25 protein-coding genes and 1 tRNA gene are annotated in these 21,144 nt (G+C 60.0%); 17 read left to right on the top strand and 9 right to left on the bottom strand.

What is annotated here, in order from left to right:
- Nucleotides 1-51 precede the first annotated feature (51 nt).
- Entirely contained in the window at nucleotides 52-306 is a 255-nt protein-coding gene (locus tag HX811_RS13945; RefSeq protein WP_003212000.1) for a succinate dehydrogenase assembly factor 2, read from the top strand.
- Entirely contained in the window at nucleotides 290-742 is a 453-nt protein-coding gene (locus HX811_RS13940) for a protein YgfX (RefSeq protein ID WP_177046254.1), read from the top strand. Before HX811_RS13945 ends, HX811_RS13940 begins: the two co-directional genes overlap by 17 nt.
- Here the strand turns inward: HX811_RS13940 and nadB are convergent.
- Complete coding sequence (gene nadB, locus HX811_RS13935; protein ID WP_003211997.1) at nucleotides 711-2,327, bottom strand: L-aspartate oxidase; 1,617 nt, start codon at nucleotides 2,325-2,327, stop codon at nucleotides 711-713. The two genes, HX811_RS13940 and nadB, sit on opposite strands and share 32 nt — an antisense overlap.
- A 468-nt stretch (nucleotides 2,328-2,795) precedes the next feature.
- On the opposite strand from nadB, the gene rpoE reads away from it, so the two are divergent.
- From rpoE to HX811_RS13915, 4 genes are all read left to right on the top strand, one after another.
- Nucleotides 2,796-3,377, top strand: coding sequence for an RNA polymerase sigma factor RpoE (rpoE, locus tag HX811_RS13930; RefSeq protein WP_003172477.1), 582 nt, complete (start codon nucleotides 2,796-2,798; stop codon nucleotides 3,375-3,377).
- 31 nt (nucleotides 3,378-3,408) lie between these two features.
- A complete protein-coding gene (locus HX811_RS13925; RefSeq protein WP_003172479.1) occupies nucleotides 3,409-3,996 on the top strand; it encodes a sigma-E factor negative regulatory protein in 588 nt (195 codons plus the stop codon).
- A 16-nt stretch (nucleotides 3,997-4,012) separates the two neighbouring features.
- Nucleotides 4,013-4,969: a MucB/RseB C-terminal domain-containing protein gene (locus tag HX811_RS13920; protein ID WP_003211995.1), complete on the top strand. Its 957-nt coding sequence runs from the start codon at nucleotides 4,013-4,015 to the stop codon at nucleotides 4,967-4,969.
- 244 nt (nucleotides 4,970-5,213) lie between these two features.
- Entirely contained in the window at nucleotides 5,214-6,653 is a 1,440-nt protein-coding gene (locus HX811_RS13915; protein WP_003211993.1) for a DegQ family serine endoprotease, read from the top strand.
- 67 nt (nucleotides 6,654-6,720) lie between these two features.
- On the opposite strand, the gene HX811_RS13910 is transcribed toward HX811_RS13915, so the two are convergent.
- Nucleotides 6,721-8,154: a M48 family metalloprotease gene (locus HX811_RS13910; RefSeq protein WP_087692605.1), complete on the bottom strand. Its 1,434-nt coding sequence runs from the start codon at nucleotides 8,152-8,154 to the stop codon at nucleotides 6,721-6,723.
- A gap of 95 nt (nucleotides 8,155-8,249) precedes the next feature.
- Here HX811_RS13910 and HX811_RS13905 point away from each other — a divergent pair, with 95 nt between their 5' ends.
- Both HX811_RS13905 and HX811_RS13900 read left to right on the top strand, forming a co-directional pair.
- Nucleotides 8,250-8,489, top strand: coding sequence for a sulfurtransferase TusA family protein (locus HX811_RS13905; protein ID WP_003211989.1), 240 nt, complete (start codon nucleotides 8,250-8,252; stop codon nucleotides 8,487-8,489).
- A gap of 40 nt (nucleotides 8,490-8,529) precedes the next feature.
- Nucleotides 8,530-9,600, top strand: a complete 1,071-nt coding sequence (locus tag HX811_RS13900; RefSeq protein ID WP_003211986.1) for an AI-2E family transporter — start codon at nucleotides 8,530-8,532, stop codon at nucleotides 9,598-9,600.
- A gap of 132 nt (nucleotides 9,601-9,732) precedes the next feature.
- On the opposite strand, the gene HX811_RS13895 is transcribed toward HX811_RS13900, so the two are convergent.
- On the bottom strand, nucleotides 9,733-10,206 hold the full coding sequence (locus tag HX811_RS13895) for a peroxiredoxin (RefSeq protein ID WP_003211984.1): 474 nt from the start codon (nucleotides 10,204-10,206) through the stop codon (nucleotides 9,733-9,735).
- A 10-nt stretch (nucleotides 10,207-10,216) separates the two neighbouring features.
- Nucleotides 10,217-10,777, bottom strand: coding sequence for a glycine cleavage system protein R (locus HX811_RS13890; RefSeq protein ID WP_003172487.1), 561 nt, complete (start codon nucleotides 10,775-10,777; stop codon nucleotides 10,217-10,219).
- 261 nt (nucleotides 10,778-11,038) lie between these two features.
- On the opposite strand from HX811_RS13890, the gene dapA reads away from it, so the two are divergent.
- The 5 genes from dapA to HX811_RS13865 all read left to right on the top strand — a co-directional run bounded on the left by dapA (nucleotide 11,039) and on the right by HX811_RS13865 (nucleotide 14,728).
- A complete protein-coding gene (gene dapA / locus HX811_RS13885; protein WP_177046252.1) occupies nucleotides 11,039-11,917 on the top strand; it encodes a 4-hydroxy-tetrahydrodipicolinate synthase in 879 nt (292 codons plus the stop codon).
- A gap of 17 nt (nucleotides 11,918-11,934) precedes the next feature.
- Nucleotides 11,935-13,050, top strand: a complete 1,116-nt coding sequence (gene bamC / locus HX811_RS13880; RefSeq protein WP_134325890.1) for an outer membrane protein assembly factor BamC — start codon at nucleotides 11,935-11,937, stop codon at nucleotides 13,048-13,050.
- A 4-nt stretch (nucleotides 13,051-13,054) separates the two neighbouring features.
- Complete coding sequence (locus HX811_RS13875; protein ID WP_003211977.1) at nucleotides 13,055-13,813, top strand: MBL fold metallo-hydrolase; 759 nt, start codon at nucleotides 13,055-13,057, stop codon at nucleotides 13,811-13,813.
- 28 nt (nucleotides 13,814-13,841) lie between these two features.
- Nucleotides 13,842-14,555: a phosphoribosylaminoimidazolesuccinocarboxamide synthase gene (gene purC / locus HX811_RS13870; RefSeq protein ID WP_003211975.1), complete on the top strand. Its 714-nt coding sequence runs from the start codon at nucleotides 13,842-13,844 to the stop codon at nucleotides 14,553-14,555.
- An 83-nt stretch (nucleotides 14,556-14,638) separates the two neighbouring features.
- Nucleotides 14,639-14,728 (top strand) — tRNA-Ser (locus HX811_RS13865).
- Between the two features lie 56 nt (nucleotides 14,729-14,784).
- Here HX811_RS13865 and HX811_RS13860 read toward each other — a convergent pair.
- Both HX811_RS13860 and HX811_RS13855 read right to left on the bottom strand, forming a co-directional pair.
- Nucleotides 14,785-15,156 carry a type II toxin-antitoxin system HigA family antitoxin gene (locus HX811_RS13860; protein ID WP_063032619.1) on the bottom strand — a complete coding sequence of 124 codons (372 nt, stop codon included), beginning with the start codon at nucleotides 15,154-15,156 and terminating at the stop codon, nucleotides 14,785-14,787.
- Between the two features lie 3 nt (nucleotides 15,157-15,159).
- Nucleotides 15,160-15,462, bottom strand: a complete 303-nt coding sequence (locus HX811_RS13855) for a type II toxin-antitoxin system HigB family toxin (protein WP_177046250.1) — start codon at nucleotides 15,460-15,462, stop codon at nucleotides 15,160-15,162.
- A 229-nt stretch (nucleotides 15,463-15,691) separates the two neighbouring features.
- On the opposite strand from HX811_RS13855, the gene HX811_RS13850 reads away from it, so the two are divergent.
- The 4 genes from HX811_RS13850 to HX811_RS13835 are packed head-to-tail and all read left to right on the top strand — an operon-like array spanning nucleotide 15,692 to nucleotide 18,165.
- Complete coding sequence (locus HX811_RS13850; protein WP_177046248.1) at nucleotides 15,692-16,249, top strand: cytochrome b; 558 nt, start codon at nucleotides 15,692-15,694, stop codon at nucleotides 16,247-16,249.
- 43 nt (nucleotides 16,250-16,292) lie between these two features.
- Nucleotides 16,293-16,844: a tetratricopeptide repeat protein gene (locus tag HX811_RS13845; RefSeq protein ID WP_003211945.1), complete on the top strand. Its 552-nt coding sequence runs from the start codon at nucleotides 16,293-16,295 to the stop codon at nucleotides 16,842-16,844.
- A 59-nt stretch (nucleotides 16,845-16,903) separates the two neighbouring features.
- The gene (locus tag HX811_RS13840; protein ID WP_003211943.1) at nucleotides 16,904-17,401 is read left to right on the top strand and encodes an RNA polymerase sigma factor; all 498 of its coding nucleotides are present in this window, start codon (nucleotides 16,904-16,906) and stop codon (nucleotides 17,399-17,401) included.
- Nucleotides 17,398-18,165 carry an anti-sigma factor gene (locus HX811_RS13835; RefSeq protein ID WP_177046246.1) on the top strand — a complete coding sequence of 256 codons (768 nt, stop codon included), beginning with the start codon at nucleotides 17,398-17,400 and terminating at the stop codon, nucleotides 18,163-18,165. The genes HX811_RS13840 and HX811_RS13835 overlap by 4 nt, the downstream gene beginning before the upstream one ends.
- Nucleotides 18,166-18,167: 2 nt before the next feature.
- Here the strand turns inward: HX811_RS13835 and HX811_RS13830 are convergent, their stop codons facing one another.
- From HX811_RS13830 to HX811_RS13820, 3 genes are all read right to left on the bottom strand, one after another.
- Complete coding sequence (locus tag HX811_RS13830; protein WP_177046244.1) at nucleotides 18,168-19,196, bottom strand: AraC family transcriptional regulator; 1,029 nt, start codon at nucleotides 19,194-19,196, stop codon at nucleotides 18,168-18,170.
- Between the two features lie 26 nt (nucleotides 19,197-19,222).
- Nucleotides 19,223-20,044, bottom strand: coding sequence for an SDR family NAD(P)-dependent oxidoreductase (locus HX811_RS13825; RefSeq protein WP_177046242.1), 822 nt, complete (start codon nucleotides 20,042-20,044; stop codon nucleotides 19,223-19,225).
- Nucleotides 20,045-20,156: 112 nt separating this feature from the next.
- Nucleotides 20,157-21,098: a LysR family transcriptional regulator gene (locus HX811_RS13820; RefSeq protein ID WP_003211934.1), complete on the bottom strand. Its 942-nt coding sequence runs from the start codon at nucleotides 21,096-21,098 to the stop codon at nucleotides 20,157-20,159.
- Between the last annotated feature and the right edge of the window lie 46 nt (nucleotides 21,099-21,144).

The raw sequence follows: 21,144 nt of genomic DNA, 5'->3' as shown, positions 1-21,144 counted from the left end.
GTTCCAGGCAGCTTCGGCCTGTATACTTGCGCTCTATTTGAGGAGCGCTCCATGGTCGAAGATGTAGAACTCAATCGCCTCTACTGGCACAGCCGCCGCGGCATGCTTGAACTGGACGTGTTGCTGGTACCGTTCGTCAGGGAGGTCTATCCGCACCTCAACGACGTCGACCGCGACTGCTACCGCAAGCTGCTGGAATGCGAGGATCAGGACATGTTCGGCTGGTTCATGGAACGCGCCGAATCGGAAGACCCGGAGCTGCAGCGCATGGTTCGGATGATTCTGGATCGTGTCCAGCCCAAGTAATACGTTCGAATGCCGCTGGCACGCCTCCGGGCAGTTGCTGGCGGCTTATCTTTTCGCCCAGGCGTTCGCACTGGGTGCGCTGTGGTTTCTCGATGTGTCCCGGTGGTTCGGAGCCTTTGGCGCCTTGTTGTGCCTGGCCCATGCCGGTTGGGTATTGCCGCGTCATATCCTGCTGACTCGCCGTTCGTCGATCCGTGGCCTGCGTCGCGACGAGGATGGCTGGCAGTTGTGGAGCGCCGCGCGTGGCTGGCACAGCGTGCAACTGCGCCCCGACAGCCTGGCGTTGCCGTTGATCGTGGTGCTGCGCTTTCGGGTGCAGGGTGACTGGCGGGTGCGTTCGATCTGCGTGCCACGGGATTCGCAGGCTACCGATGTGCATCGGCGCCTGCGGGTGCGCTTGAAGTTCAGCCGCCGTAGGTGGTTGGCACCAGAATAGTGTCGCGCGCTTCGGGCAGCATTTGCGGGTAGTCGAGGGTGTAATGCAATCCCCGGCTTTCCTTGCGCTCCATGGCCGAGCGGATCATCAGTTCCGCCACCTGGGCCAGGTTGCGCAGCTCGATCAGGTCGCGGCTGACTTTATAGTTGCTGTAGAACTCGTCGATCTCATCCAGCAACAGTCGAACCCGGTGCTGCGCCCGCGCCAGGCGCTTGTTGGTGCGCACGATGCCCACGTAGTCCCACATGAAGCGCCGCAGCTCGTCCCAGTTGTGGGCGATGATCACGTCTTCGTCCGAATCGGTCACCTGGCTGGCGTCCCAGCGGGGCAGGGCGGCCGGCACCGGGATGCGCGGCAGCTGTTCAAGGATGTCGGCGGCGGCGGAGCGGGCGTACACGAAACACTCCAGCAACGAATTGCTGGCCATGCGGTTGGCGCCGTGCAGGCCGGTGAAGCTGGTTTCGCCGATGGCGTACAGGCCGGGCACGTCGGTGCGGCCGTTCTGGTCGACCATCACGCCGCCGCAGGTGTAGTGCGCCGCCGGGACGACCGGGATCGGGCCCTTGGTGATGTCGATGTTGAACGCCAGGCAGCGCTCGTAGACCGTCGGGAAATGGGTCTTGATGAAGGCTTCGGGCTTGTGGCTGATGTCCAGGTAGACGCAGTCGATGCCCAGGCGCTTCATTTCATGGTCGATGGCCCGGGCGACGATATCCCGCGGGGCCAGTTCTGCTCGTGGGTCGAAGCGCTGCATGAAACGTTCGCCGTTGGGCAGCTTCAGGTGTGCGCCTTCGCCGCGCAGGGCTTCGGTGATCAGGAAGCTCTTGGCCTGCGGGTGATACAGGCAAGTGGGGTGGAACTGGTTGAATTCCAGGTTCGCCACTCGGCAGCCCGAACGCCAGGCCATGGCAATGCCGTCACCGCAGGCGCCGTCGGGGTTGCTGGTATAGAGGTAGACCTTCGCTGCGCCGCCCGAGGCGAGAATGGTGAAGCGCGCGCCGTAGGTGTCGACTTCGCCGCTGGCCCGGTTGAGCACGTAGGCGCCGAGGCAGCGTTCGCCCGGCAGGCCAAGGCGCTTTTCGGTGATCAGGTCGACGGCGACCCGCTGTTCCAGCAGTTCGATGTTGGGGCGTTGCCGGGCCTGGGCGAGCAGGGTCTTGAAGATCGCGGCGCCGGTGGCGTCGGCGGCATGGATGATGCGCCGATGGCTGTGGCCGCCTTCGCGGGTCAGGTGGAACTCGAAGCCGCCGTCGTCGGTGCCGGAATGTTCGTCGCGGGTGAAGGGCACGCCCTGGTCGATCAGCCACTGGATGGCTTCGCGGCTATGCTCGACGGTGAAGCGCACCGCCTCTTCATTGCACAGGCCGCCGCCGGCATTCAGGGTGTCTTCGACGTGGGATTGCACCGTGTCGGTGTCATCGAGCACCGCGGCGACACCGCCCTGGGCCCAGAACGTCGAGCCATTGGCGAGGTCGCCCTTGCTCAGTACGGCTATGCGCAGGTGGCCCGGCAGGGTCAGTGCAAGGCTCAAGCCCGCGGCGCCGCTGCCAATCACCAGGACATCGTGTTGAAACTGTTGGCTCATTTGAAGGATTCCGCAAAAAGCGATCCGTAGGGGGGCGCAAACAGGACGCCTGGATCGGCGAATCAAAGGGTGACACGGCCCACTAGTATATAGAGGGGGGGAGCGGCACAATAGCCGGGCATTCGTGGCATTGTGAGACTACGGGCAACGAACTGCACGGCTTTCATGAAACGGACAGCGATTGGGATGGGAACTTTTTGCATAGGCCCCGACTCAATAGCAGGATGCCCGAAAGCTGGGAACACGCTGGATTTGCTGAGCCGCGTCTGTGTCAGGCGCGTCAGGAAACTGGCGACAGATTATTCGCGCAGCCGGCATTGCCCGCGCTGCGTTTTTCGTGTGTGCCAAATCAGTGCGCGCCGGAAACTTGCTTGGAGGGGGAGAACTTTTGCGAAAAGTCCGAGTCTATGTTTGCAAGCCTGATCGATTAGTTATGCAAGCCTCCTTCAAGTACAACGAGGAGTGTTCATGCTAACCCAGGAAGAGGATCAGCAGCTGGTCGAGCGCGTTCAACGCGGCGACAAGCGGGCATTTGATCTGCTAGTGCTGAAATACCAGCACAAAATTCTCGGGTTGATCGTGCGGTTTGTGCACGACACCCATGAAGCGCAGGACGTTGCACAGGAAGCCTTTATCAAGGCGTACCGTGCACTCGGTAATTTCCGCGGTGACAGTGCGTTTTACACGTGGCTGTATCGCATCGCCATTAACACGGCGAAGAACTATCTGGTTTCTCGCGGTCGCCGCCCGCCGGATAGTGATGTTAGTTCGGAAGATGCTGAATTTTATGATGGTGATCACGGCCTCAAGGATCTCGAGTCGCCGGAGCGTGCATTGCTGCGCGACGAGATCGAAGGAACCGTCCATCGCACTATTCAACAACTGCCAGAAGATTTGCGTACGGCGTTAACTTTACGTGAATTCGATGGTCTGAGTTACGAAGACATTGCGAGCGTCATGCAATGTCCGGTGGGTACCGTACGCTCCCGGATCTTCCGGGCTCGGGAAGCCATCGATAAAGCCCTGCAGCCGTTGTTGCAGGAAAACTGAGACAGCGGCGACAGCCAAGAGAGGAACCGCCATGAGTCGTGATGCCCTGCAGGAATCGCTGTCCGCAGTGATGGATAACGAAGCGGATGAACTGGAACTTCGTCGAGTGCTTAATGCGTTTGATGATGCCGAAACCCGTGATACCTGGTCTCGTTACCAAGTCGCTCGGGCGGTGATGCACAAGGATCTTCTAATCCCTCGTCTGGATATTGCTGCGGCCGTTTCTGCTGCACTGGCTGATGAAGCCGTTCCGGCAAAAGCTGCTCGCGGTCCTTGGCGTAGCCTGGGCCGTCTGGCAGTCGCTGCTTCGGTGACCGTCGCTGTATTGGCAGGTGTTCGCCTGTACAACCAGGACGAAATCGCCGGTGCCGAACTGGCCCAACAGACCCAGCAACCGGTCATGGCCGGCCCGCAGGTCAAGGGTCCAGCCGTACTGGCCGGCTACAAGGAAAGCTCCGATACCACCGGGCCTATGGCCAACGGTGTACTTCAAGGGCAATCCGGCTGGCAGGATCAGCGTCTTCCAGGCTACCTGCGCCAACACGCACAGGAATCGGCCTTGAAAGGCACTGAAAGCGCTCTGCCTTACGCTCGCGCTGCAAGCCTGGAAAACCGCTAGTCCGCCAAGGAGCTTTATGCGCGCCATACCGCTCCTTGCGCTTTTGCTCAGTGGCTGGTTTGCAGTCCCCGCCCATGCCGATGAAGCCCAAGACTGGCTGACGCGTCTTGGGCGGGCGGAGCAGCAGCAAAGCTTTCAGGGCACCTTCATCTACGAGCGTAACGGTAGTTTTTCTACCCATGACATCTGGCATCGTGTCCAGAATGGTCAGGTCCGTGAGCGGCTTTTGCAGCTCGATGGTTCTGCCCAGGAAGTTCTGCGCGTCGATGGCCGTACCCAATGCGTGAGCGGCACGCTGGTTGCCGGGCTTGGGGGCTCCCCCAATACCTCTGCGCGTACCCTTGATCCGCAAAAACTCAAAGCGTTCTACGATCTTGCCGTCATCGGCAAATCGCGCGTGGCCGGTCGGAATGCGGTGATCGTCTCCGTGACCCCCCGCGATCAATACCGTTATGGTTTTGAGCTGCATCTGGATCGTGAAACTGCGCTGCCATTGAAGTCATTGTTGCTTAACGACCAGGGCCAGTTGCTGGAGCGTTTCCAGTTCACCCAGCTCAATACATCGGTGCCTGACGATCGTGATTTGCAGCCCAGTGGCGAATGCACGCCGGTGGCGGTGACCAACGCCAAGGCCCCGGAGGTCGAGATCCCTCAGGATTGGCGCCTCGACTGGTTGCCGCCAGGCTTTCAGCTGGTCAACAGCAGTGCCCATAAAGACTCCCACACCAAGGTAACCGTCAGCAGTCTGATGTATGACGATGGTCTGGCGCGTTTTTCGGTATTCCTGGAGCCGCTTAACGGTGCGACCGTAAACGAAACCCGCACCCAGTTGGGCCCGACAGTCGCCGTTTCACGGCGGTTGAATACCCTGGAAGGCGAGGTGATGGTGACCGTCGTCGGCGAGATTCCGATTGGCACCGCCGAGCGAATTGCGCTGTCACTACGCAGTGGCACCGTGCCCGCCAAGCCTTGAGTTGTTAATCCTATGTTCATCCTGATATTTCAATGTTGCGCAGGAGATAGTCGATGCCTGCCTCTGCCGAGAGCATGAAATGTCTGGATCATTTTTTTCACTTGCTAATATCCCCTATGTTTTTTATAGGTCAGGGCTTAACGGCCCTGGCCTTGTTTTGTTCGCGGAACAAAAATGTCGGTCGCAGTTTTTCGGCGTTTATTGAACCCTGTCGCTCAACCCTGCTCGTCGTAACGGGAGCTGTATGTCGATACCACGTTTGAAGTCTTACCTATCCATAGTCGCCACGGTGCTGGTGCTGGGTCAGGCCGTTACCGCGCAAGCGGCCGAGCTGCCTGACTTCACCCAGCTGGTGGAGCAGGCGTCGCCTGCCGTGGTGAACATCAGTACTACGCAGAAGCTGCCGGATCGTAAGGTCTCCAACCAGCAGATGCCCGACCTGGAAGGCCTGCCGCCGATGCTGCGGGAGTTCTTCGAACGCGGCATGCCCCAGCCGCGCACGCCGCGTGGCGGTGGTGGCGGCCAGCGTGAGGCCCAGTCCCTGGGCTCGGGCTTCATCATCTCGCCTGACGGCTACATCCTCACCAACAACCACGTGATTGCCGACGCCGACGAGATCCTGGTGCGCCTGGCGGACCGCAGTGAGCTGAAAGCCAAGCTGGTGGGCACCGACCCACGTTCCGACGTGGCCCTGCTGAAAATCGAAGGCAAGGACCTGCCGGTGCTGAAACTGGGCAAATCCCAGGACCTGAAAGCCGGCCAATGGGTCGTCGCCATCGGTTCGCCGTTTGGTTTTGACCATACTGTGACCCAGGGTATCGTCAGTGCCATCGGTCGCAGCCTGCCGAACGAAAACTACGTGCCGTTCATCCAGACCGACGTGCCGATCAACCCGGGCAACTCCGGCGGTCCGTTGTTCAACCTGGCGGGTGAAGTCGTTGGCATCAACTCGCAGATCTACACCCGCTCCGGTGGTTTCATGGGCGTTTCGTTCGCGATTCCGATCGATGTGGCCATGGACGTTTCGAACCAGCTGAAAACCGGTGGCAAAGTCAGCCGCGGCTGGCTGGGCGTGGTGATCCAGGAAGTGAACAAGGACCTGGCTGAATCCTTCGGTCTCGACAAGCCGGCCGGTGCCCTGGTCGCGCAGATCCAGGACGATGGCCCTGCTGCCAAAGGTGGCCTGCAAGTCGGTGACGTGATCCTGAGCATGAACGGCCAGCCGATCGTCATGTCTGCGGACTTGCCACACCTGGTGGGCGCGCTCAAGGCCGGCAGCAAGGCCAAGCTGGAAGTGATTCGTGACGGCAAGCGCCAGAACGTCGAACTGACCGTCGGTGCGATCCCGGAAGAAGGCGCGGCGCTGGATGCGCTGGGCAACAGCAAGCCGGGTGCAGAGCGCAGCAGCAATCGCCTGGGCATTGCTGTAGTCGAGTTGACCGACGAGCAGAAAAAGAGCTTCGACCTCAAGAGCGGTGTAGTGATCAAGGAAGTCCAGGACGGTCCTGCCTCCCTGATCGGCCTGCAACCAGGTGATGTCATCACCCACCTGAACAACCAGGCTATCAACTCCACCAAAGAGTTCACCGACATCGCCAAGGCGCTGCCGAAGAACCGTTCGGTGTCGATGCGCGTCCTGCGTCAGGGGCGTGCCAGCTTCATTACCTTCAAACTGGCCGAGTAATCCGCTAGTCCAATAAAAAGCCCCGCTCTCGATGTTCGAGAGCGGGGCTTTTTTGTGGCTGAAAGGTTTAGCCCATCATGTCTTTGATCATGCGTTCCTGGTCGATCAGTTCACGCTGGCGTGCGTCGATACGTGACGAAAGCGGGAAGTTGCTGCCGGCGCGACGCTTGGCGAAATCCAATTGCTGGATGGCCTGCTTGAAATCTCCCACCAGCGCGAAGTACTCGGCCCGGGCCTGATGCAGGCCGATGATATTGCCCGACAAGCCACGGGTTTCCGCAACCTGGTACCAGACGTCCGGATCGTCCGGGCGAGACTTCAACAATCCTTCCAGGGCTTTTTCCGCGTCAGCGTTGCGGTTCTGCTTGAGCAGCAGATCCACACGAACCTGGTTCAGCGGATAGTTGCCTGGATATTGCGTCAACATTCGGTCCGTACGCTGCTGGGCATCCGGCAGGCGATTGTTGGTCATGTCCAGCTCGATCTGCGCCAGGTTGTAGGTGATGTCGTTGGGCGCCTTGGCCAGCAGCGGCTTGAGGTTTTCCCGGGCCAGGTTGAACTGGGCGCCCTTGATCTGAGCGATGGCGAGGCCATAACGCGCGATATCGTTCTTCGGATTTTCATCCAGCTGGGCCTGGAAACGTTTGGCGGCCAGCCCCGGGGTGTCTTCGTAATACAGTTGCACTCGAGCACGGATCAGTTGATAGCGCAGGCTGTCCTCAATGCCACCCAGCTTGGCTTGCTCCGCACGGTTGCGGGTGTCGGCGATCCGCGATTCGGTTACCGGGTGAGTCAGCAGGAATTCAGGCGGCTTGGCATCGAAACGGTACTGGCGCATCAAGCGCTCGAACATGGTTGGCATGGACCGTGGGTCGTAGCCGGCTTTCTCCAGGTTGAGAATGCCGATGCGGTCAGCCTCTTGCTCGTTTTGCCGGGAAAAGCGCCGTTGCTCCTGGATCGCGGCGGCCTGGCTGCCGGCGATCGCGGCAATGCCCGCATCGCCTGCGCCAGCGGCGGCAGCGATGATGCCGCCGAGCAGCGCAGCCATCATCGGGATCTGCATGCGCTGCTGTGCTTCCACGCCTCGTGCGAAGTGACGTTGGGACAAGTGAGCCAGTTCGTGGGCCAGTACCGAGGCATATTCGCCTTCGGTCTGGGCGTTGAGGAACAGGCCGCCGTTGACCCCGACGATACCGCCCGGTGCGGCAAAGGCGTTCAACTGCGGGCTGTTGATCAGAATGAATTCCAGGCGCCGGTCATTGACCTGGCTGGTTTCCACCAGCTTATAAACGCTGGATTCGACGTAATCCTTGAGCTGCGGGTCGTTGAGTTGCGAGACCTGGCCACGCAGGTAGGCCAGCCATGCCCGACCCAGATCGTATTCCTGTTTTGGCGAGACAATGGCAGAACTGGCGTCGCCAAGTGACGGCAGGTCGTCGGCGAAGCCTGGAGAGGCAAGCAGGCAAGCCAGCGTCAGCAGGGTAGGGCGCAAAAAAGTCATGCACAAAGCCTTTCGACAAAGAGCTTACTGTAGCCGGACACTGAGCTTCGGACCAGATATTCTAAGCGCCCTCGACGCCCACCCGGAGTTAGACCATGACCGACGCTGTAGCCTTCGATGCCGAACTGGATGCCAGTGGCCTTAACTGCCCGCTGCCGTTGCTCAAGGCCAAGCTGGAGCTCAATCGGCTGGCCAGCGGCGCAGTGCTCAAGGTGATCGCCACGGACGCTGGCTCCCAGCGGGACTTTCGTACGTTTGCCAAGCTGGCCGGCCACACCCTGCTGCATGAAGAAGACGAAGCGGGCGTCTATCGTTACTGGTTGCGCAAGGCCTGAATCGCTTGAATATGCTGTCCTTATCGCCTGAGGTTTATTGATGTTCAAAGTGTTACGTGACTGGATTCAGCGCTACTTCTCCGACGAAGAAGCCGTGGTGCTGGCCGTCCTGCTGTTTCTTGCCTTTACGGCCGTGCTCACTTTGGGCGGCATGCTGGCGCCGGTACTGGCGGGGATGGTGCTGGCGTACCTGATGCAAGGCCTGGTCTCCATCCTGGAGCGTCTGCGCTTGCCGGGTGGGGCAGCGGTGGGCCTGGTGTTTGCCTTGTTCATGGGGCTGTTGCTGGTATTTATCGTGATCGTGGTGCCTTTGCTGTGGCACCAGTTGATCACCTTGTTCAACGAGCTACCGGGCATGCTCGCCAAGTGGCAGTCATTGCTGCTGCTGTTGCCTGAGCGCTATCCGCATTTGGTGTCGGACGAGCAGGTCCTGCAGGCCATTGAAGTGGCTCGCGGCGAAATCGGAAAGTTCGGACAATGGGCGCTGACCTTTTCCCTTTCGAGCTTGCCGCTGCTGGTCAACATCATGATCTACCTGGTACTGGTGCCGATCCTGGTGTTTTTCTTCCTCAAGGACCGCGAGATGATCGGTCGCTGGGTGCGTGGCTATCTGCCCCGTGAGCGTGCGCTGATTACCCGGGTCGCCGAGGAAATGAACCGGCAGATTGCCAACTACATCCGCGGCAAGGTTATCGAGATCTTTATCTGCGGTGGCGTCACTTACATCGGTTTTGTCGCGCTGGGGCTTAACTACGCTGCCCTGTTGGCGCTGCTGGTGGGTGTTTCAGTGGTGGTGCCATACGTTGGCGCGGTGGTGGTGACGGTGCCGGTGATGTTGATCGCGCTGTTCCAGTGGGGCTGGAGTGATCAGTTCATCTACCTGATGGCGGTGTACGGCATCATCCAGGTGCTGGACGGCAACGTGCTGGTGCCGCTGCTGTTCTCCGAGGCGGTGAACCTGCATCCGGTGGCGATCATCTGTGCGGTGTTGTTGTTTGGCGGATTGTGGGGCTTCTGGGGGGTGTTCTTTGCGATTCCCCTGGCGACGCTGTTCAAGGCGGTGCTGGATGCCTGGCCTCGGCAGGAGCCGGTGGTGGCGCCGTTACTCTGATATTTGTGGTGCCGGTGCAGGCCTCATCGCGGGCAAGCCCGGCTCCCACATTGACTGAGTTGTCCTGTCGAACAATGATCACAGGTGGGAGCTGGCTTGCCTGCGATAGCTATTTCAAAGCCAGCAGGTGATTCAAGCCTGGTTCAGCGCCTGCGCCGCTTCGAGCACTGCATCCACATGGCCCGGCACTTTCACACCGCGCCATTCCTGGCGCAGTACGCCATTCTTGTCGATCAGGAAGGTGCTGCGATCAACACCCAGGTATTCCTTGCCATACAGCTTCTTCAGCTTGATCACATCAAACAGCTGGCAAACCGCTTCGTCCTTGTCGCTGATCAGCTCAAAGGGGAATTCCTGCTTGGCCTTGAAGTTCTCGTGGGACTTCACGCTGTCCCGGGACACGCCAAACACCTCGGTGTTGGCCGCCTTGAACGCGGCATGCTGGTCACGGAAGCCCTGGCCTTCAGTGGTGCAGCCCGGGGTGCTGTCTTTCGGGTAGAAGTAGATCACCACTTGCTTGCCCTTGAGCCCGGCGAGGCTGAAGGTTTGCCCGCTGGTGGCCTGGGCTTCGAAGTCGGCTACCGGTTGGTCGATCACTACAGACATGAAGACTTCCTTACATAGGGTTCTGTGGGCGCCAAGGCTCGATCAGTGCGTCGAGGTTCAGGGCATCGGCGAAATCCAGGAATTGGTCGCGCAGCCAACTGATCTGTACGCCGGCCGGCAAGGTCACGGTAAAGGTGGCGTTGAGCATGGTGCCGCCGGTCTGCGGAGCCTGATAGGTGTCGCAGGTCAGGTTTTCCAGCTCGACGTTGTGGTCGATAAAGAACTGGCACAGCTCGTTGACGATGTCCGAGCGGTAGGCCGAACTGACATAGGCCACGTAGGGCAGGGCCTGTGGACGGTTTTCCAGGGCGGCGCTGCGCACCACGTTGACCGTGAAGTCATGTTTCTTCGCCAAACCCGGTAACCCGGTTTCAAGGCGGGCCAGGGCATCCCAGGTCCCGGAAATCTGCAGGACCAGCGCACTGCACTCGCCATGGCGGGTCAGGCGGGAGGTCACGACGGCGCAGCGGTTTTCATGGCTGGCGCGGCACAGGACGTTAGTCAGCTCCATGGGGTTGGCGCCAAGGGCACTGATGACAAGGAATTGTTCGCGGACTGTGGGGGTGGACATGCAGCCTTCCTAAAGCGATGAGCGGTCGATACGATGCAAGCGGTATCAATCAAAGGATGAAGGGTAGCGAAAACCATCGCCAAGGGCTAGGAGGTGGCGTTTTCATTACGTAATCAGCTTCATCAAACCCCGCTTTGGCAGAATGATGGCGCTGCCGCGAACTAAGTTGATCCAGAACGCATCCTCAGGCGGTACTTCGCTTGTACAAGCATCTTGGCGCCAGTACCATTACCGCTCTCTTTTTCCGGCAGGAGCGGTTGCATGATTGCGGGCAGTATGGTGGCACTGGTCACACCCATGGATGCACAAGGTAATCTCGACTGGGACAGCCTGGGCAAACTGGTGGACTTCCACCTGCAAGAGGGCACCAACGCCATCGTGGCGGTCGGCACCACAGGTGAATCGGCCACACTGGATGTGGAAGAACACATCGAAGTGATCGAGTTCGTGGTCAAGCGCGTTGCAGGGCGCATTGCTGTCATCGCCGGCACGGGCGCCAATTCGACCCGCGAAGCGATCGAATTGACCCGCAACGCCAAGAAAGCCGGCGCCGATGCCTGCCTGCTGGTGACGCCGTACTACAACAAGCCGACCCAGGAAGGCCTGTACCTGCACTTCCGCGCCGTTGCCGAAGCGGTCGATATCCCGCAGATCCTCTACAACGTACCCGGTCGCACCGCCTGCGACATGAAGGCCGAGACCGTGATCCGCCTGTCCACCGTACCGAACATCATCGGTATCAAGGAAGCCACCGGTGACCTGCAGCGCGCCAAGGACATCCTGGCCGGCGTCAGCAGCGACTTCCTGGTGTATTCCGGTGACGACGCCACGGCGGTCGAGCTGATCCTGCTGGGCGGCAAAGGCAACATCTCGGTGACTGCCAACGTTGCACCGCGCGCCATGAGCGAGCTGTGTGCCGCGGCCATCGCCGGTGATGCGGTCAAGGCCCGGGCGATCCACGAACAACTGGCACCGCTCAACAAAACCCTGTTTATCGAATCCAACCCTATCCCCGTGAAATGGGCGCTGCATGAGATGGGCCTGATGCCGGACGGTATCCGTCTGCCGCTCACCTGGCTCAGCGAAGCCTGTCACGAACCGCTGCGACAGGCCCTGCGCCAGTCCGGCGTCCTGGTTTAATTGAGGAAGCACTACGCATGAAGCGATTGGCCGGACTTTCCGCACTTGCCTTGATTATCTCCAGCACCAGTGGCTGCGGTTGGATCTGGGGCCCGGAAGGCTACTTCCGCGACCGCGGTAGCGATTACCTGGAAGCCCAACAAACCGCCCCGATGAAATTGCCGTCGGACGTCAATGTCGCCAAGCGCCTTGACCCGTTGCTGCCGATTCCGCGCAACGTGGCCGACGACACCTTCAAGGGTGAATACGAAGTGCCGCGTCCACAGCCGCTGTCGGCCGTGGCCGATGCCAGCGACTACAGCCTGCAGAAGAGCGGCGACACCCGTTGGGTCATGGCCCAACGCCCACCTGCCGAAGTCTGGCCGGTGGCGGTGCAGTTCTTCCAGGACAACGGTTTCCGCATTGACGAACAACGCCCGCAGACCGGTGAGTTCACCACCGCGTGGCAGCACACCAGCGAACTGTCGGCATCCATGGCCAAGCGCCTGCAGGCCGGTGGCGTAGCCAATGACAGCGAAGCCCGCATCCGCGTGCGTATCGAGCCAGGCGTGCAACGCAACACCAGTGAGGTCTACGTAGTCAGCGCCGAGCGTCCTGCCGGCAGCACCGCCAACGTCGACTTCACCCCACGTTCGGTCAACACCGGCGTGGACGCTGCCCTGGTCGACGAAATGCTCGCCAGCATGAGCCGTATTTCCGAGAAGGGCGGTTCCGTCTCCCTGCTCGCCGCCGGTAGCTTTGACACACCTAGCCGCGTCAGCCTCAGCGAAGACGGCAGCGGCAACGTGGTGCTCAACCTGGGTGAAGACCTGGACCGCGCCTGGTCGAGTGTCGGCCGCGCGCTGGAGCACGGCGAATGGCGCGTTGAAGACATCAACCGCAGCCTGGGCCTGTACTACATCAACCTGGCCGAAAAAGCCGAGAAGAAAGACGACGAGCCAGGTTTCTTCAGCAAGTTGTTCGGCAGCAAGCCGACCAAGGAAGAGATCGAGACCCGCGCCGAGCGTTACCAGGTTCGTTTGAGCAAGGTAGGCGAAAGCGTGCAAGTCACCGTCGAGAAGAACATCAACACCGTGGCGCCGGCAGAAGTGGCACGCAAAGTGTTGGGCGTGATTCAGGACAACCTGGGCTGATCCGATGCGTTTTGCCGTTCTCGGCAGCGGTAGCCAAGGGAACGGCACGCTTGTAGCCCATGACGACACGTACGTCCTGGTGGATTGTGGTTTCTCACTGCGGGAAACCGAGCGGCGCCTGCTGCGCCTGGGGGTTCACCCCGCGCAGCTGAGCGCGATTCTGGTGACCCACGAACATGCCGACCACGTGCATGGCGTGGGTTTGCTGTCTCGGCGCTACAATCTTCCGGTGTACCTGAGTCGCGGCACCTTGCGCGGGATGCGCAAACCGATTGAACCCGCAGGTTTGCTGGCCGGTGGCGAACAATTGCAGATCGGTGCCTTGAGCATCGATGTGATTGAAGTGGCCCACGATGCCCAGGAACCGACGCAATACGTATTCAGTGACGGTGAGCGGCGCTTCGGCCTGCTCACTGACCTGGGTTCGTACTGCGCCAAGGTGCTGGACGGTTACCGGGACCTCGACGCATTGATGATCGAGTCCAACCACTGCCGTGACCTGCTTGCGCGTGGCCACTACCCGGCCTTTCTCAAGCAGCGGGTCGGCGGGCAGTTTGGACATTTGAACAACCACCAGGCGGCGTACCTGGTGTATGAGTTGGGCTGGCAAGACCTGCAACACCTGGTCCTGGCCCACCTGAGCAGCAAGAACAACCTGCCGCAGCTGGCCCGGCAATGTTTTGTCGACACCCTAGGGTGCGACCCGGACTGGCTGCAACTGGCCGATCAAGATTCAGGGCTCGACTGGCGACACATCGCCTAGCCCACCTACTTAGCAAGCGGAGCCCATCATGGAAAAACGTGAAGAACTCTACCGCGGCAAAGCCAAATCGGTTTACAAGACCGACGACGCCAACCGCTTGATCCTGCTGTTTCGCAACGACACCTCGGCGTTCGACGGCAAGCGCATCGAACAGCTCGACCGCAAAGGCATGGTGAACAACAAGTTCAACGCCTTCATCATGCAGAAGCTCGAAGCGGCCGGCATTCCGACCCAATTCGACAAACTGCTGGGCGACAACGAATGCCTGGTGAAAAAACTCGACATGATTCCGGTCGAGTGCGTCGTGCGTAACTACGCGGCCGGCAGCCTGGTGAAGCGTTTGGGCGTGGAAGAGGGCCTCAAACTCAATCCTTACACCTTCGAACTGTTCCTGAAAGACGACGCCAAGGGCGACCCGTTCATCAACGAATCCCACGTCGTGGCATTCGGTTGGGGCACCGCTGAACAACTGGCGCGCATGAAAGAACTGTCGCTGAAGGTCAACGACGTCCTGAGCAAACTGTTCGACGACGCCGGCCTGCTGCTGGTGGACTTCAAACTGGAATTCGGTGTGTTCCACGACGGCTCCATCGTCCTGGGCGACGAATTCAGCCCGGACGGCTGCCGCCTGTGGGACAAAGACACCCGCAAGAAGATGGATAAAGACCGCTTCCGCCAGGGCCTCGGTGACGTTATCGAAGCCTACGAAGAAGTCGCCAACCGTCTCGGCGTACCGCTGTAATCGACGCAAGCATCTGATAGCACGGAAAAAAATCGCTTTGGCGCTTTGCTTCCAGGAAACAGGCTGTTATGATGCGCGCCGTTGGAGAGATGCCAGAGTGGCCGAATGGGACGGATTCGAAATCCGTTGTACCTTCACCGGTACCTAGGGTTCGAATCCCTATCTCTCCGCCATTACATAGAAAAAGCCCCGTAGTTGAATAAACTACGGGGCTTTTTCGTTTCTGGTCTCAAGCAATCTTTACCGGTTTTATCAGGCTTTCTGCCGGAATTCCAAACATCTGATGCAGCTTCCAAATCATCGGCAGCGTAAGCGCCCGCTTTCCGTTCAAGACCTCATAAACCCGATTCTGTCGGCCAATAGCAGGTACCAGGTCAGCCGCCGATAGCCCCGACTGCTCCATTCTGAAACGAATGGCATCCACCGGGTTGGGCAAATCCACCGGGAAGTGCTTCGCTTCGTACACTTCAATGAGTGTAATCATCACATCCAGATAGTCGCCTTCAGGCGTCCCGGGTTCCGGCTCGTTGTCGAACAATGGCGATACAGCCTTCAGCGCGTCCCGGTAGTCTTGCTCGGTGTGGATAGGGCGAATATTCATGGCTTACTCCATTTCAACAGTATCGGCATCAATGACGTCGTATTGCTTATGCGTACCGACGAATTTGATATACAGGGCGCCGTAGCGATAAGCCACGGCGACCACGAGCCGATAGTCGTTACCTCTGATGTTGAACACGACCCTGCGGCTTTTGAGAACGCTGGCGTGACGAAACTGAGCCTTGATATCAGCTGGAGTCTTCCAGTCTGCTTTTTTGACCTCATCAATCCAGGCAAGGAATGATTGCTCTGCATCCGGGTGTCTTAGCCAAAAGGTCTTTAGGTGGCTGACAGCTACGATTCTCATTAAAGATCCTAGTCCCGTGGTGGGACTTTTTCAAGTGCGGTTCATCCGATGGGTGATAAGCCGTTAGTCTGATAAAACGCGAAGTGGCAGGCGAGGAATTTGGTTTCTGGGTGTTTTCCTACCAGCCTCAAAAGCGTTTTATCCGGTGGTACTCACATAAACTTTCACTCACGACCGAATAACTCCCTCCACTGCGGTGTTCACCACACAGACCACCCAGGAAGCGCCCATGAACATCCCCGCCGACCGCTACGACCGCCTGACCCGCACCTTCCACTGGCTGACCGCCGCCCTGGTGATCTTCATGTTCGCCAGCGCCCACGTCTGGGAAAACCTGGAAAAAGGCACGCCACTGCGCAAGGGCCTGCAATCGGTCCATATCTCCCTGGGCATCGCCATGGCGGTGCTGATCGCTGCACGTATCCTCTGGCGTGTGTTCGGCGGCAATCACCCAAAGGCCGACAATCACCCTGCGCTTAACGTGGCCGCCAAAATCGCCCACGGCTGTCTATACCTGTTGTTACTGACGCAGGTGACCCTGGGCTTCCTGTTCCGCTGGGCCCAGGGCGAGCCCTTCAACTTTTTCGGACTGTTCCCGGTGCCAGCGCCTTTTGTGGTCGATCACGAATTGCGAGGCACCCTGGGTGGCCTGCACAACAATGTCGCCTGGGCGATCATCGTACTCGCCGGGCTGCATGCCTGCGCCGCGCTGTGGCATCACTACATCCATCGCGACAGCACGTTGCGCCGCATGCTGCCGGCCCCTCGTGGCGATCTTCCCTACTGAGTTTGCTGCTGTACTTTCCCTATCGTTACGGAGCATGAATGCCATGAAGAATCGTCCCGAGCACGCCGTTGGTTACCGCACCGCTTTGTTCTTCGGCGCCTGTATGGCCGCCGCGCTATTGGCCGGCCAGGCCCATGCCTCCGGTGACGAATCGGCGCCGCCCAAGCCCAACTGCCCCAAAGGCCAGGTCTGGGATACCAAGACTGGCAAGTGCGTGCTGCAAACCAGCAAGGCCACGTCGGACGCCGACCGCACCGACTACGCCTACCGCCTGGCCAAGGACGGGCGTTACGAAGAAGCCCTGTCACTGCTCGACACCCTGCACAACCCGAACACCGCCAAGGCCCTGAACTACCGCGGCTACGCCACCCGCAAACTGGGGCGCACCGATGAAGGCATCAGCTACTACCTGAAGTCCGTGGCACTGGACCCCAACTACGCACAAGTCCGTGAATACCTGGGGGAGGCCTACGTCATCAAGGGCCGTGTGGACCTGGCCCAGGAGCAACTGGTGAAGATCAAGGCGTTGTGCAGCACCACCTGCGAAGAGTACGAAGACCTGGCTGAAGCCATCGCCGCCGCGCCTCAGGCTTGAAGCTGTGAGCGAACAGTCGGGAGATTGCCATCACCACAGACGCTGAGTTGCGCCGAGAGTTGAGCCAGCTGTTGCCACGTTTATGGCGATACGGGCTGGTGCTGTCGCGACAAAAGCATGTGGCTGATGACCTGGTGCAAGCCACCTGCGTGCGGGCGTTGGAGCGTGCAGGCCAGTTCGTGGCTGGTACGCGGCTGGACCGCTGGTTGCTGACGATCATGCATTCGATCTGGCTTAACGAATTGCGCGCCCAGCGAGTACGGCAAGGGCAGGGGTTTGTCGACGCCGAGCAGGCGTTGTCGTTCGATGGTGAAGCCCTGGCTCAGGACCAGGTCCTGGCCGCGCAGGTGATCAAGCGCGTCAATGCATTACCCGAAGCGCAGCGGGAGACTGTTTTTCTGGCCTACGTCGAAGGCCTCTCATACAAGGAAATTGCCGAAGTCCTGCATATTCCCGTAGGAACGGTGATGAGCCGGTTGGCCGCTGCACGCATGAAGCTGGCTGAAACTGCGCACTCAAGCGGCTTGTTGGATAAATCGAGCGGAGAACGACGATGACTCAAAATACACCACCGTCGGATGAACTGCTGGTGGCTTACCTGGACGGTGAGTTAGACCCTCAGCAGCGTCAGGTTATCGATAACCTGCAGGGGATCGATCCTGCCGTGACGGCCCGCTTGGAGCTGCTCAAGCGCGGCCACTTGCCGTTCAAATCAGCCTTCGATTCGGTTCTCGATCAAGCCCCTGCCGAGCGTTTGCAGGTGATGCTCGATGCGTTGCCGCCGGCACAAACACCCACCCTGAGTCGACGCAAATTTCTCGCGGTAGCAGCAAGCTTTGCGGTGGCCGGTGTGGTCGCTGATCGATTGTTCATGACCTGGCCACGGCCTGAGCCCGGTTCGGGCTGGCGTGCCTCGGTTGCCGAATACATGGCGCTGTATACGCCCCAGACCCTGGAAAACCTCAGCGCCGATCCCGACTCGCTCATCGCCCAACTGAGTTCGGTCGGGACCCAGCTCGGCCTGCCGTTGAACCCGGGTGCAGTACACCTGCCTGGCGCCGAATTTCGCCGCGCACAAATCCTCGATTATGACGGCGTACTGATCGGCCAACTGACCTACCTCGACGCGCGCCACGGCCCGCTGGCGCTGTGCATTACGGCGGCGAAAAAAGGTGCGGTGGCCATGGCCACCGAACAGCGCCGGGGCATGAACGTGGTGTTTTGGTCCAGCCCGTCCCATGCGTTCATGTTGATTGGCAGAAACCCGTTCGAGGATTTGCAGATCATGGCGCGCAGTGCCGAGAAGGCTTTGTCGGCATAGCTTCAAGGAGACGATAAGGGCGTCTGCAACGCCCGCCACCGAGCCGGCGTCGTCCCCTCCCAGGAACGAAACGCACGATAAAACGAGTTGGTATCCTCATAGCCCACCAGGCACGCGATCTCGTCTATCTCAATTGACGGCTCGGTGAGCAGATGCCGCACCACTTCCTGGCGGGTTTCCAGCATCAGTTGCCTGAAACTGGTGCCGGCCTCGGTAATACGCCGTTGCAACGTGCGTTCGCTCATGCCCAGCTCCCGCGCTACCTCGACCATCTCGGGTCGGCCACTGGCCAGGAAGCGCTTGAGGGTGATCTTGACCTGATGGCTGATGCTGGCCGGTGTCGAGGCCTCGGCAAGCGCTGCCACCAGGCCCGGGTTCAGCATTTCGAGCATTTGCGGGTTGTACCCCGGAAAAGGTCGGTCCAGATCGGCGGCGTCCAGTATCAGCGCGTTGCGCCCGGCACCAAAACGCACGGAGCAACCGAAAAACTCGGCCAGTGCACGGCTGCCATCGTCCGGGCGAACCAGTTCGACCTGCAGGGGAGTGATCTGCGTCCGTGCTCCCCGTCGCCCCAATTCAACAAACGTCGCAAACGCCGCATCCACCAGCAGCGCAGGCGGTAATTCTGGCGTGTGCAACCAGTCGATGGTCACCGTACAGGTACGGCCATCCTCGCAAACCTGCAGGCGCTCGGGTGTGCACAATTGCTTGAAGCGGGCGAGGCGGTGCAGGCCATCGCGATAATCCCGGGCGATAAAAGCGGCAAAGCTGGAGGGTGGAAGCGCGGTGATATCCAGCCGCGTCACCAGTAATATCCCGACAGCCGGATCAGGATTAAGTGTGCGCACCGCCTCCCACAAGCGAAAGAATTCCAGCGTCGTCACCTGTCGCCGGTCTCGCCGCTCGCGGATATGCAGGGTCATGGGCAAGCGTGCCTGACGCAACACCACCGACGGCTCCAGCCCGACGCTCTGCAGCGCCAGCCAGAACACATCCGGTATGTTGAAACGGGGTTGGGTCACGTCAGGCATGCGGCACCTTTTTCAAAAGCGTGAGATTAATCCGAGGCTGACACGCTGAGGTCATGCCACTTCTTATCCGACTCGGCCAAGTCTGCCGCTGCCCGGGCGGCGTATTGCACGGCATCGCTGCCGATCAGCAAGCGTAGCGGGGCGTCTTTGTTCAGTGCCAGCTCCAGCACGATTTCGGCAACCCGGTCCGGACCCGTCGGCAGGATGCCGGGGGAGTTGAGCAATTCAACCAGGGCGCCGACCGTTTGTTGGTAGGGCTCACTGATGGCCGGAATCGTCATGGAACTGCCTGACCAGTCTGTGCGCATGCCGCCCGGCTCCAGCACGGTCACCTGGATGCCCAGTGGCGTGACTTCCTGTGCCAGTACTGTGGAAAATCCACCGACTGCCCATTTCGCACTCTGATACGCGGCCAGGCCGGCCATGCCGATGCGGCCACCCAACGACGATACCTGGAAGATATGCCCACGGCCCTGGGCGCGCAGTACCGGCACCACCGCCTTGCTCACGTGCACCACACCATAGAAGTTGGTGTCGATCTGCGCGGAAAAATCCTCCAGCGTCACATCTTCCACCGAAGCCAGATCACCGTAGCCGGCGTTATTGACCACCACATCCAGGCGACCAAAATGTTTCACCGCGGCATCCACCGCTTCCAGCACCTGCTGGTTATTGGTCACGTCCAGCGCGACCGGATAAATCGCCTCGCCGTACTCGGCCACCAGGTCATCCAACTGCTTGGGATTGCGCGCGGTGGCAACCACACGATCACCGGCGCGCAGGGCGGCGACGGTAATCGAGCGGCCAAGGCCGCGGGAACTGCCGGTGATAAACCATATCCTGGACATTCGAACACCTCTTCGTTTGAGACTGCGGGAGTAACCTGTGAACGAATGATGGTCGACCGGCCTCTCTCATACACTAGCAAGAGGCCGCCAAGTGACTTGCATATCACGCCATTTATTCTGCGGCCAACCGTGCCGACAGGCTTTCGATAAACACCGTCTCCGCCCGGCTCATCTTCTGCTCACGGTTCCACAGCAGGTGGATATCCACGTCGGTAATCCCTTCGTCTGGCGGCAAGCGCCAGAGCAACCCATGCTTCACATCCTCGGCCACCACATGAATCGGCAGGCAGCCCAGGCCAAACCCGGCAATCACCAGGCGCCGCACTTCCTCCAGGCTGGAGGACGACGCCACGATGCGCCCGCTGAAGCCCTGCTGGTCGCGAAAGATCGTCAACGGCGAGAGCATTCCGCCGATCTGGTCGCTGGTGAAACTCACGAAGTTCTCCGACTGCAAATCTCCCTCCGCCAGCCCGGTGCGTCCGAACAACGGGTGATGCCGCCCGCAAAAAAATGCATAACGCTGACGCAGGAACAGATGCTGCTCCAGCCGTGGTTGCGGCCGGCGATTGAGGCTCAGGCCCAGCGTCGCGGTTTTCTCCAGCAGGGCGGCGACGATGTCAGAGCTGCGCATCACCTCAACGTCCAGGTCGACCCGGGGATGCTGGCGATGGAAGTCCGCCAGGAAGTCATCAAAGGTGTCCGAACTGATCCGGCTGATCATCAGCAACCGCACTTTGCCAAGCACCTCGTCGCCAGGCTTTTGCAGGGCGTTGCTCATCTGCGAGACCTGGCCATACATCTCGCCGGCGATCGCGAAAATCTGCTCGCCGGCTTCGGTCAGCACGAAGCGCGGGCCGCGCCGGGCGATCAACTGGCAGTCGAGCTGTTCTTCCAGGCGCTTGAGCGCCTGGCTGATGGCCGGCTGGGTGAGGTGCAGGCGGGCGGCGGCGCGACTGATGCTTAACTCCTGGCCGATCACCCTGAAGGTGCGCAACAGGTTCCAGTCCAGGCGGTCATTGAGCAGCGGATGAACATCGCGGCGGTTTTCAGGCATGTCGACAGCTCGATAATAAGCAGGATTTATAATCGGAATAATAAAT

It is taken from the genome of Pseudomonas sp. F8002 (assembly GCF_013385495.1).
GTDB lineage: Bacteria > Pseudomonadota > Gammaproteobacteria > Pseudomonadales > Pseudomonadaceae > Aquipseudomonas.
Note: the sequence above shows the minus strand (reverse complement) of the source record. Positions and strands in the feature narration are given on the sequence as shown.